This is a genomic window from Pedobacter sp. KLB.chiD (genome assembly GCF_047040275.1).
GTDB lineage: Bacteria > Bacteroidota > Bacteroidia > Sphingobacteriales > Sphingobacteriaceae > Pedobacter.
This window is the reverse complement of sequence record NZ_CP178207.1, coordinates 1,219,511-1,231,302: the sequence shown is the minus strand read 5'-3', so window position 1 is coordinate 1,231,302 and position 11,792 is coordinate 1,219,511. Positions and strand designations below refer to the sequence as shown.

The following is an 11,792-nucleotide window of genomic DNA, read 5'->3' as shown; positions in this document are numbered from 1 at the left end:
TGTTCATTTCTTAACTGATTATTTTTGATACACCCTCACATAATCTACTTCGAACCTTGCCGGGAAGGTAGTTTTAGAGGGATCTCCCCCCTGTTTGCCTCCAATGGCCAGGTTGAGCAACATATAATGTGGTTGTTTAAAAGGATTAATATTTGTTCCATTCTGGTTTACCAGCTGGTTTAATGGAACCTGATTTAAAAGCTTGTTGTCTACATAAAGCGCAATGCTGTTTTCGTCCCAATCCATTCGCCAGATATGAAACCGTGCTGCCCAGGCCTTACCACCCATGGAATCGATATTTTTCTCGGTACTAAACCAGGCGTCTTTTCGGTCTGCTCCCATAAAGGCGATATTGGCGAGCAGTTTTTTCCGGTAATATTCCATCATATCAATTTCACCAGTTGCCGGCCAGGATCCTTTGGTTCCCAAGGTCCACCAGGCTGGCCAGATGCCATCCCGGATGTCAATTTTACCGCGCATCACAAACCTGCCGTAAAGCCAGCTGTGCAATCCTTGTGTTTTGATACTGGCAGAAGTATAATCCGCTTCCGGCCTATTCTTTTTCCAGTCGCTGCTTCCTTCCTTAAAATCAGAATTTGATTTTTTTTCTCGTTTGGCCTCCAGGATTAGCTTTCCGTTTTCACACCTCGCATTTTCCCGTTGGTACCATTGATATTCTTCGTTGCGCTCAAAGCCGAGCTCATACGTCCAGTTAGCCGGATCGGTTGCACCGTCATTGTTAAATTCTTCTGCCCATACCAGTTTGTAACCACCTGAATAAAGGGCCGGCGGTTTGGAATGCCTTGTTTGTTGGGCTGCTCCGGATAAGTTGATGCATAAAACACAGGCCAGCAATAATAATTTGAATACATATTTTTTCATGCGGAAAAATTTATTGATATCCATTTAATCGTAAAGGCATGAGCGTTGGAAATGTCCAGGCATAATCATGTGTGGTATACATGATGGGACGATAGGGTGCCAGGTAATCATTAAATTGCGGAGAAGGATAAATGCCATTCATCGCCTCCAGCAAGTTGGCTGGCCAGAAACCTGTTGCGGTATGTACACTTCCTGTATCCGGATTTTTAAAAAATTTCCACTCTTTGGGATGTTGATTATAGTAAAATAAATAATCCAGCGCCTTTTTAAATGATGCCCCATCCCGGGATGCCGTAAAGAGGTTTTCACCAGTCTGATTATAAATAATCCAGCTGGAAGCGGTAAGTGGTGCTAAAGAAAAATAGGTGTACCAAATGCCTTTCCCCTGCCGCTTTACTTCTTCAACCAGGTGGCCATCTGCTGCAATCTTATCAAAAAGATCTTTTTTAATCAGGCTAATATTCTGCTGCATATCTTCCTCGTCTTCCAAATAAGTATCGACCAGGATAGAAGCCAAACGAGACCAATCGCCAGAGTTATTCTTACGGTACCTGATGCTGTTTGCAGCCGCACGAAATACATTTTTAGTCCACCAGTTAAACTGCTTTACCTCTTCGGGCTGCCACCTTTTATAACCTTTAAGCAAATCTGCGCTGATCATTAAAGCGGTACCAGCATAAGACATCACCAGTGAGCCATCCAGTTGCGAATATTTTTTATTGACCGATGCCCAGGCATTGAGAAAATAAATGGCTTTTTCTGCATATTTTGTTTTGCCACTCAACTGATAAGCCAGGGCACAACTGTACGCCGAAAAACCATCTACCTGGAGCGCCCGTGAAGTTCGGCGGTGGGTTTCTTTATCAACATAAAAACCGGGAATACTGAAGTCTTCCACCGCATGTTGTGAGATCAACAGTGCCGAATCTGCCTTACCCAATAAGGCTTTATAGGCTGATAAATACGGCTCTTTTCTAGCTTTGATTTGCTTTGTAACAAAATCAATCTGCTGTTGCGGGTGCATTCCCTTAAGCTGATGCTGAGCAAAAATTTGCTGCCCTGGCATTAAACACAAAAGGGCAATTGTAAATAAAATGATGAGAAAGAATTTCAAATGGCTCATAGATTTATTTGGTTAATGATGTGCGTTTTAATGCCGCAACTGCTTCCTTTACAGATAAACTAATGTTACGGCTTAATTAAATTTCTGTACTATACCGCTTTTTATATTCAGACGGACTGGTTTCAAATTGTTTTTTAAAGCATACACTAAAATACTTGGCGTTGTTAAATCCGGTTTGATAAGCCACCTCTGCTACTGTTAAATCTGCATGTTCCAATAAGTAGGCACTTCTTTTAAGCCTGATGTTTAGAATAAATTCTTTGATAGACATGCCTACAATATCATTAATCTTTTGATACAGAATGGTTCTTCCGGTATTCATATCAGACACAAAATCGTCTACCGAATAATTCGGGTTAGCCATATGCTGTTCAATAAATTTCATGGCCTTAACCAGCAACTCCTCATCCATCGAAGTAATGGTTACCTTAGCGGGATCAACCACCAGTCGTTTGCTGTACATTTCCCTCATTTCCTGCTGGTTTTTTAAAATGGTATCTATCTGTTGAATCAGGTATTCCACTTCAAAAGGTTTATCAATAAAAACTGTTGCACCATGTTCGAGCGCCCTGGTTTTATTCTGGTTTACATCGCCCATGCCCGAAATCATGATGATGGGAATATGGCTGGTTTTAAAGTTTTGCCGCAGGTGGTTACATACCTCAAATCCATTGGTATTCGGCATCATCAGGTCGGTAATAATCAGTTGAGGGTATATTTTTTCAGCTTTAATAATGCCCTCCTGACCATCGCTGGCCAAATAAACATTGTACTTTTCAGACAAGCGCCGTTCCAGATAGTTCCGAAGGTCAGGGTCATCGTCAATTAATAAAATACTGGTCGATTTTCTGGCATGCTTTGGTGAAAGATCGGGTTCTTCAGCTTCTAAAAGGATTTCGTCAATTTCGGAGATGGTATAATCGTATATGTTCGACTGCATATCGCCCGATCCGGCTTCTTTTTTTAACGGGAGCATCATGGTAAAAGAAACTTTATTGGTTTTATTTACCATCCATATTTCTCCTCCAATGGCGTCTACCAGTTCCTTTACTATAGCAAGTCCAAGGCCTGAGCTTTCTTCAAAAGTTGGCCGATAAGACGATAAGCGGTTAAAAGATGTAAATAATGTGGCAATCTGCTCTTCAGAAAAACCTATACTGGTATTTAACACTTCTACCGAAATGTACTCCCTTTCAAGATGATCGGGTTCAATAGTCAACCTCGATTGTTCCCCGGCCGAAGACTGATAAATCCTGACCCCCACATAACCTTTGTTAGAGGTATATTTTAAGGCATTCGAAAAAAGATTGGTCAGAATTTTTTCAATAATATCATAATCGAAAGCCACAAACAAATGGTCGGCATGAGCAGTAAAATTGGTTTCTATTTCTTTTTTGTTTGCATATAATTCAAAAAGCCCAAAAACATCATGTACAAAACTGATAAAATCGCCAACCTGTGGGTTGAGGGTAACTTTCTGGCTTTCTATTTCCCTAAAACGCAGTAATTGACTAATTGAACGCTGTATGCGGGCCACATTTTTCTCAATTAATTGCATATAGCCCGCCGCATGGTCATTTTTCTGAACGGTTTCTTTTAACTGCTTCAGCGGTTCGAGCACCAGGGTGAGCGGGGTTTTCAGGTCGTGGGAAATATTGGTGAAAAAATCAGTCCTTGCCTGGTTTAAATCCCGCATGTTCTGTTCTTTGAGCGCTTCTAATGCCAGTCGTTCTTTAAAAACCTTTTTATTGGTATAATACCGCATCACGAAAAACAACAAGCCTAGTATAATTAAGGTATAAACGGAGTAGGCCCACCAGGATAAGAAAAATGGCGGATTGACATGAAAATAAAGCCTTGAAATTTCGCCGCCCCAGAGCCCATCATTGTTGGATGCCTTAATCTCAAAAACATAATCGCCACCCGTTAAATTAAAAAACTGAACAGCATGTTGATTGGAGTTTAGCTTCATCCATTTATCGTTTAAGCCAAGCATGCGATAAGAAAATTGATTCTTATCTGCCGATAAATAGCTGTTTGAAGAAAAACGGATTTCGATATTCGACTGGTCACTGGAAAGTGTGATCTTACCCTCATCGCGATTGCTTAATGTAGAAATATCTTGGGTTAAAGGTGAATCCTGCGTTACATTGCTTACCAATTGATTGTTAATTAATAAGCTGGTAAAAAACACCCTCGGCTTCTGGATGTTTTTATTGAGGTATTGCGGATCAAAAAGTACAAATCCGTTAGTCCCCCCAAACAACATCTCTCCTTTTTTAGTTTTATAGGCCGACCTTAAATAAAATGAGCCACAACTATTTTCTTTATAAAATCTGGCTTTTGCAAACTTTTGCGCTTTCTGATCGAAAAAGTAAAGTCCGTCGTTTGTACTGAACCAAATATTTCCTGAAATGTCATCTTCAAGAATGCCAAAAACGATTTTAGGAGCAAAACCATTGGTGCTGTTGAAATTAAGGTAGCGACCATCCTTCTTTAAAAGGTTGACACCTCTTCCCGACGTACCCAGCCAGAGATCTCCATTTGAGGCTTCGTAATAACAACCAAGGCGATTAACCGCGTAAGGCCCATTTTTGATCACATAGTGCTGCAGTACTTTAAGCGTCAGGGGATCTGCGATATAGAGCCCCTGATGGGTAACCAAACGAAGATGCTGCTGCTGATCAAGTGAAATGGCCTCTATCTCCACATCCAGCGCCTGTCCGTTTGCAGCGATCAGTTTAACCATTTCTGTTTCTGTTGCCTGGTTTTTCTTCCGGTGGAAAAAGTTTTTATCAGGATCGGTCATCCACCAGGTTCCTCCGGCATCCCGTACAAAATCATAAACCGTTAAAGGCTGCCTGCTTCCCGGTAAAAGGATATTGAGGTTACTAAAGTGCTTTGTAGCCATTTCATAGGCAGAAATACCTCCATTAAATGAAGAAATAAAAAGGTTTTTCCGATCAGAATCAAATTTTAAGCGTTTAACCATGTTAGAATTGATGGAATTGGCTTCGGCCTTGGTAAAATGGCGAAAGCTATCATCCTTCCGGTTCCAATAGTTGAGTCCACCACCTTCCGTAGCAATCCAAACATTAGCCATATCATCTTCCTGAAAACCACTTACTATGGGATGATTAAGTCCACCGGGGCTAGCTGTAAAATAGCGGACATAGGCATCATAAAGTGAACAATAAGCAATTTTACCCCCATAAGTGCCAATCCACGCGCCCTGGTCTGGGTCGCCGTAAATGGTCCATATCGAGTTGTTAGGCAATGAAAACGCATCGTTCGGATTCATTTTGAGCAGCTTGCTGGTCCGGGTTTGCGGATCATAGAGCAACAGTCCAGCTTGTGTAGCTACCCACATGATGCCCGCCTGATCGATAAAGATTTTTTTGGCCATCGTAGTCTGGACGCCCGGACCGTTAATCGGGATATTTTTTTTGATGACACCTTTGGCATCCGTCACGAAAATGCCCGCCCGCTGGGTAAGGAAATAATAATCACCATGATAGGCTACCGCGTCATTCACCACAAAGGAAGTTTGGCCCAGATTGGTAAAAACCGCAAAGCGAGCTGTTTTGGTATCGAACCTGTAAAGTAAATTTTCCTGAGATAAATAAATATTTCCATTTAAGCTGATCACACTATCGAAATACCTGTTGGTGGGAAGCTTGATTTGCTTAAAAACCTTTTTTTCCCGTCCGGATATATACAGGCTGTCGCCTGAGAGCATGTAAAGCTTGCCGTCATCATGTAGACAGATGGAGCGGATTTTTCCGGGAAGAACAAGGTCAAAATTAAATTGTCCATAGTTAAACTTTAATAAGCCGTGATTAGTGGCCACAAATAATCCACCCCTTTTATCTCTCACCAGCGTACCGTAAGCCCATTTCACTTTGGGGTCACTCCTGGAGGCCAGTTCATTTAACTGATAAAAACTATTGCCATCATACATAAAAACAGCATCTGGCCCGGTATACCACATGCGCCCCAAACTGTCTTTGGTGATACTCTGAATACCGCTGTAATACGATGTTTCAGGCATAACATGGAAGCGATACCTGGAAATATCAATCGCAGCCGCATTTTTCAGCAAAAATGCACAACAAAATAACAGCAAATAAGCCGTTTTCCGGATATCCCTAAGGTTAAAATGCATAAACAGGTTTTCTAAACATCATTTAAATTTTCTATCAATTTATTTCCATTTCCATCTGATGGATATCCATAGCCACAGTGATTCAGCTAAAATAAGGGTTCTCATCGCCACGGTTACGCGCATCTTTCATAAATTGCCATCCATTTCGAATTTGTTACGTTGAGTTTAGCTATAATTACCATAAACAGACTTTCAAAAAAATTGTCACTGCGAGGAGGGACGGCAAAGCCTACCGGCAACAGGTTGCAATCTATAGTGTAAGTGATTCTTAATATAAAGATTACTTCCCCGAAAAGTCGGGGCTAGCTGTCGGCTGAAAAAGACTTCTCGCGATGACGAACTTTCCAGGGGTATTTCCATTAAGTGCTACTGTTCTTCATATTAATTTTTGTCCAGTAAACTTTAGTCCGATTAATATTTGCACGCTAATGATCATTTTTTGTCTCTTTTTCTTAACACGATCGTCATGCTGAACTCGTTTCAGCATCTTTCCTGCCAGATAGACCCTGAAATAAATTCAGGGTGACGATGGCGAGTTTAAAATGTCTGCAGAAAATCTTTAGGGCATGTTATTAATCGAGTTCAGGCAACAAGTTATTCATCAGAATGCCAATCCCATATCTTCTAATACCAGGCTTACAATCTTCTCTTCAAACGACTCAGCGCCTCCAGGTAATAATAGTCTGCATAGGTTAATGGTACATCTACTTCAGAGTTAAACGGGAATGCACCGGTGCTGTGCATCAGGATAAAATTTCCGTTTTCGCCCAACTTTGCCGTGTATTCATCAGAGGCGAGTGTCAGGATTTGCTTCTCTACCACCTCCATGTATTTCTTTTTGATGTCAGTATTTACAAAGTCACTCAATTCAGTAAGCGCAGCGGCCATAATGCAGGCTGCCGAAGCGTCTCTGGGTGTATTAGCCCGTATTGGCGCATCAAAGTCCCAATACGGAATAAAATTTTTGGGCATTTTTGGATGATTGATTAGAAAGTTGGCGATATGCATGGCCTGATCCAGGTAGCGTTTTTCGCTGGTTTCACGATAGAGATAAGTATAACCATACAAACCCCAGGCTTGTCCCCGGCTCCATGCAGAATCATCAGCATAACCCTGATGGGTTTGCTTTTGATGTGGAACGCCAGTCTGCCTGTTATAGGAAACCACATGGTATGAGCTGAAATCGGGTCTAAAATGATGTTCTATGGTTTTATCGGCGTGCGAAAGTGCCATTTTTTTTAGCTGCTGATTTGCTGATTGTTTACTGGCCCATAATAATAATTCGAGATTCATGATATTATCGATAATGACCGGATACTGCCAGATGGCTTTATTATGGTCCCATGACCTGATCAAACCCACTTTAGGATCAAAACGGGTAGCCAGCGATTGCGCGCCCTTGAGCAAAACAGCCTGATAAGCGGCGTCGCCGGTTAAACGTAAGCCATTGCCAAAACTGCAATAGAGCATAAAACCGACGTCGTGGTTATCCGTGGTAAATTTTTCGCGTTCTACCCTTGCCGTGTATAATTTGGCGAAGGCTAACAGTTCCGGATTTTTACTATGCTCATAAACATACCAAAGCGAACCCGGAAAAAATCCGCTACACCACCAACGTGAATCAGATACGGTACTTTTTCCCGCTTCGAATGACCTTGGTAATACGCCAGCCTGATGCTCATATTTCCTGGCCATCAATAAACTTTGCTGTTCGGCAAAAGCCAGGGCTTTATCAACAACGGTTTTCAGTTGCTGCGCATTTGCAAAGCTGCTCCATAATACCCCTGTTAACAACAGTGCTAAAAAATATCTCCTCATAAATTTTATTTGATGTTTTTGTAATAATCTGCAATCACATACCAGGCTTTTTTACGAAATCCCTGATCAGAAACCAGTCCTTTTCTGTTCCAGCCATCCTGATAGGTGGGATGAAAGCGGAATGGCGACCGAAAATCGAACAGTACCCATGGCGAGATTCCATTGAGATTTGGGATGTTTTTAAACATTTCGAGGTTATCCTTATACAGTTGGGCCTGATAGTCTTCACTCCATGAACCGGCTACATCACCATCACCGGTTTTACCATACAAAGCCTCCGCACCAAATTCTGAAATGATCAAAGGTTTATGACTGGCTACCTCCCAAATGGCTTTTTTTGGTGTAACGGGCCAGGGATGGTACCAACCCATATATTTATTAATGGCTACCACGTCTATTTCGTTAATAAACGGATCGTCCATTATAAAGCGTTGCTTATCTGCATTAAAGCGAACCAGATCAAATGCAGCCGTAATTAAACGGGTGCTATCAATATCCTTGGTGCATCTGATCAGGTATTTCAGGAAATCGTTCCGGGCAGCAGATGGCTGCGTTTCATTGGCCATACCCCAGAAAGAGATGGCACATCGGTTTTTATCCCGCATCACCATCTCCCTGATCATATTTCCGGCTTTCTGTTTGGTTTCCTGATTTTCAAAATCGATGCCTTGCCATATAGGTGTCTCCTCCCATAATAAAAAACCCATTTTTTCGGCTGCACGCACCGTATATTCATTTTGCGGATAATGTGCCAAACGGATCATATTACAGCCCAGTGCCTTCGCTTCAGATAAAAGCATCATGGCGTCTACTTCGGAGAAAGCCCTGCCTTTGCGCTGTGGAATCTCTTCATGAAAACTAATAGATTTTAGAAAAATCGGCTGCCCGTTCAGGTAAATCTGAGTTCCTTTTACCATCAGGTTTCTAAAACCAATCCTTTCTTCTACACGATCTGTCGCGGTAGATATGACCACCTGGTAAAGTTTGGGAGAAACCGGTGACCAACGCTGTATTTTTTTTACCTTCGCGATCGACATGCTCGCCATCCCCAGCCCATCGGTAATAAGCTTTTGCCTGATATTCAGTTCCGGGATTTCAATGGTTACCGGAATATGATTCTGAATATCAGTCAGTTTAACCCTCACATTGATCTGATCACTGCGCTGTTTATCCAGCTGAACAAAATAATCCTGAATAAATGTTTTTGGGGTTGATACCAGCATTACATCACGGGTAATGCCCCCATAATTCCACCAATCGAATGATTTCGCCGGAATGGCATCTGCAGTCCGGGTATTGTTTACCTCCAGGGCTAAAAAATTGTCTGCTTGCTGCACCAGATCGGTTACTTCAACCTGAAAAGGTGTAAACCCACCTTCATGCGCCGCAATTTCTTTTCCGTTAAGATAAACTTTACAACGATAACTTACCGCAGCAAAGTAAATAAACAGCCGTCCATGATGTGCTTTGGGTGCATCAAAACGCCTGGCATACCAAACCGTCCCTTCGTAGTATTTGAGTTCGGGCAATTGACTGTTCCAGTCTGAAGGCACGTTCAGTTTTAAGCCGCCATCAAAGGCATATTCATAAAAATCTGTCTTTCCGGCTGGTTTTTTATTGAGGTAAATTTTATTTTTCCGCCCCTGGTCGTACTGGTCTATAATCGCTTCCCATTTACCGTTGAGGGATTGTATCGCTCTGCCATATACATTAATCAAAGTCTCCTGTGCCGAAAGCTCAGACGAAAAGCAACACAACAGCACAAGCAAATTAAAAATAGTTCTGATTGATTTCATAGCCTATTGTGTTTACTTTTTAAAGATTTTCATCGCGAAACCACCACCCTGAGCCATATTGACAGATAACTTTCGATCGGCAGGGATCTCTATCCGCTTCTTTTTGTAGTCGGTAGCGATTTTACTGGCATTAATGCCGTCCTGATAAATTTCTGCAGCATAATCCCCGCTGCCAAGAAAGCTGAGGTCGAGATCAAGTTTGCGCGCCTCCCAGTTGGTTAAAGCACCCAAATACCAGTTATTGCCCTTTTTACGGGCGGTGGTAATATATTGCCCAATCTCACCATTAAGCACAATGGTGTTATCCCAAACCGTTGGTATTTCGCTGATGAAATCGGTGCATTCCTGCTCCTTCGCATAACTGTCCGGACTATCACAGAGCATATTTAATGGCGACTCAAAGACCACATATTCTGCCAGTTGCCTGCAGCGCGTCCCCTGACTCATGGGTTCATCATTTATTCCCCTATGGCTACTCCTGGTGGCGTTACGCATGGCACCCTGCGTATAATCTACCGGCCCGGCAATCATCCTGATAAAAGGCATGGTCACATCGTAGGTAACCATGTCCATTTCCGGCCCGGTCCATTTCATCTGCTCCAGGCCATTTACGGCTTCGTAATTAATGACATTCGGGAAAGTCCGGTTTAGCCCGGTGGGTTTATAAGTACCATGAAAATCAACCATCAGCTTATATTTAGCGGCTGTTTCTGCTGCCTGGTAATGAAAATCAACCATTTCCTGGTCATCTCGGTCCATGAAATCGATTTTAAAGCCTTTTATCCCCAGCTGAGAATAATGCCTGCAAACCTGTTCCAGATCGCGTGCAAAGGCATAGTAGCCTGCCCATAATATCAGGTCTACCTGTTTGGATTTCCCATAAGCAACCAGTTCTTTCAGATCAATTTCTGGTACAACCTCAAACAAACTTGCCTTAAGGCTTACCGCCCAGCCTTCATCCAGAATTACATATTCAATTTTATTTTTGGCGGCAAAGTCTATATAAGCCTTATAGGTTTCCGTATTCACACCTGAAACAAAGTCTACCTTACTCAGGCCCCAGTTATTCCACCATTCCCAGGCCACTTTCCCTGGTTTTACCCACGAAATATTTTTTAATCGGTTAGGCTCGGCCAACTTGTAAACCATATCGTTATCAGCCAGGGCTTTATCGCTGGTGGTTACTATGGCTATACGCCAGGGAAATCTGGCTTTTGCCTTACTTTTAGCCAGGTAAGGCTGGCGCGAGGTGACGATTTGCTGCAGTTGGTTATGTCCACCCTGCAAGGTAGCTTTTGGATAAGTAGAAAAGTTGCCTTCCAGAAGAGTTCCTCCGGTAGGATTGAAAAGAAACATACCCGGATAGCTTTGCAAATCAGCTTCGGCCAAACATACTTTTTTACCTTGATCCAATTCAACCACCAATGGAGAAAAAGCAAGCTTCTGCTTATCCATTTTAGTCAAAGGCCCATAGGTATAGGTATTTTCAAACGAATTGAAATATTGTCCTTCAACTGTTTTCTCTTTGGTTTTTACATAAGGAATGTACGCTTTAAAATCTTTTGAAAAATGGAAAGTGGCCAGCTCTTCATTTACGATGAAATTCTGCTTAGCCATAGATACAAATCGGTAAGCCATGCCTTCATTATAAATTCGAAAAATGAGTTTAAAATCTTCCCTGAAATCCATTATCAATTCTGCATATTCATCATTGATATGGTTTCTTTTATAAAAATAGGCAGGGATTTCCTGTTTAACGGTAATGGTTTTGCTTTGTTTCAAGTGAGATCTGATGCCAAAGGTTTTACCGTTGTCTAGTTTCATCGCTATGGCGCCAGAATGGAGTACCCTTTCACCATCATGTGCCAGCTGAAAACGGATACTATCAGCAATGCTTACATCCACCTGCAACCTCCCATCGGGAGACTTCACACTCAGCCTCGTTTGGGCGATTGCGGGGATGCTTAGAAACGTTAACAGTAATAAATTTAATATATGTTGCTTCATT

At 42.1% G+C, this 11,792-nt stretch carries 6 protein-coding genes; all 6 read right to left on the bottom strand.

The annotated features are described in order from the left end of the window. Positions 1-18 precede the first annotated feature (18 nt). The 6 genes from ACK1I8_RS05160 to ACK1I8_RS05135 all read right to left on the bottom strand — a co-directional run bounded on the left by ACK1I8_RS05160 (position 19) and on the right by ACK1I8_RS05135 (position 11,791). Complete coding sequence (locus ACK1I8_RS05160) at positions 19-882, bottom strand: family 16 glycosylhydrolase (RefSeq protein ID WP_412468272.1); 864 nt, start codon at positions 880-882, stop codon at positions 19-21. A 10-nt stretch (positions 883-892) separates the two neighbouring features. Further along, the gene (locus ACK1I8_RS05155; RefSeq protein WP_412468271.1) at positions 893-2,005 is read right to left on the bottom strand and encodes an alginate lyase family protein; all 1,113 of its coding nucleotides are present in this window, start codon (positions 2,003-2,005) and stop codon (positions 893-895) included. Positions 2,006-2,081: 76 nt separating this feature from the next. Then, positions 2,082-6,170: a response regulator gene (locus ACK1I8_RS05150; RefSeq protein ID WP_412468270.1), complete on the bottom strand. Its 4,089-nt coding sequence runs from the start codon at positions 6,168-6,170 to the stop codon at positions 2,082-2,084. Positions 6,171-6,806: 636 nt separating this feature from the next. Next, positions 6,807-7,988 (bottom strand): glycoside hydrolase family 88 protein, encoded by a 1,182-nt coding sequence (locus ACK1I8_RS05145; protein WP_412468269.1) that lies wholly within the window; start codon positions 7,986-7,988, stop codon positions 6,807-6,809. Between the two features lie 5 nt (positions 7,989-7,993). Further along, a complete protein-coding gene (locus ACK1I8_RS05140; RefSeq protein WP_412468268.1) occupies positions 7,994-9,784 on the bottom strand; it encodes a glycoside hydrolase family 2 protein in 1,791 nt (596 codons plus the stop codon). Positions 9,785-9,796: 12 nt separating this feature from the next. Then, positions 9,797-11,791: a glycoside hydrolase family 97 protein gene (locus tag ACK1I8_RS05135; RefSeq protein WP_412468267.1), complete on the bottom strand. Its 1,995-nt coding sequence runs from the start codon at positions 11,789-11,791 to the stop codon at positions 9,797-9,799. Between the last annotated feature and the right edge of the window lies 1 nt (position 11,792).

Bases quoted from the DNA above. Each gene is read 5' to 3' on its own strand.
- ACK1I8_RS05160 (WP_412468272.1), bottom strand. From the start codon at position 882: ATGAAAAAATATGTATTCAAATTATTATTGCTGGCCTGTGTTTTATGC.
- ACK1I8_RS05155 (WP_412468271.1), bottom strand. From the start codon at position 2,005: ATGAGCCATTTGAAATTCTTTCTCATCATTTTATTTACAATTGCCCTT.
- ACK1I8_RS05150 (WP_412468270.1), bottom strand. From the start codon at position 6,170: ATGCATTTTAACCTTAGGGATATCCGGAAAACGGCTTATTTGCTGTTA.
- ACK1I8_RS05145 (WP_412468269.1), bottom strand. From the start codon at position 7,988: ATGAGGAGATATTTTTTAGCACTGTTGTTAACAGGGGTATTATGGAGC.
- ACK1I8_RS05140 (WP_412468268.1), bottom strand. From the start codon at position 9,784: ATGAAATCAATCAGAACTATTTTTAATTTGCTTGTGCTGTTGTGTTGC.
- ACK1I8_RS05135 (WP_412468267.1), bottom strand. From the start codon at position 11,791: ATGAAGCAACATATATTAAATTTATTACTGTTAACGTTTCTAAGCATC.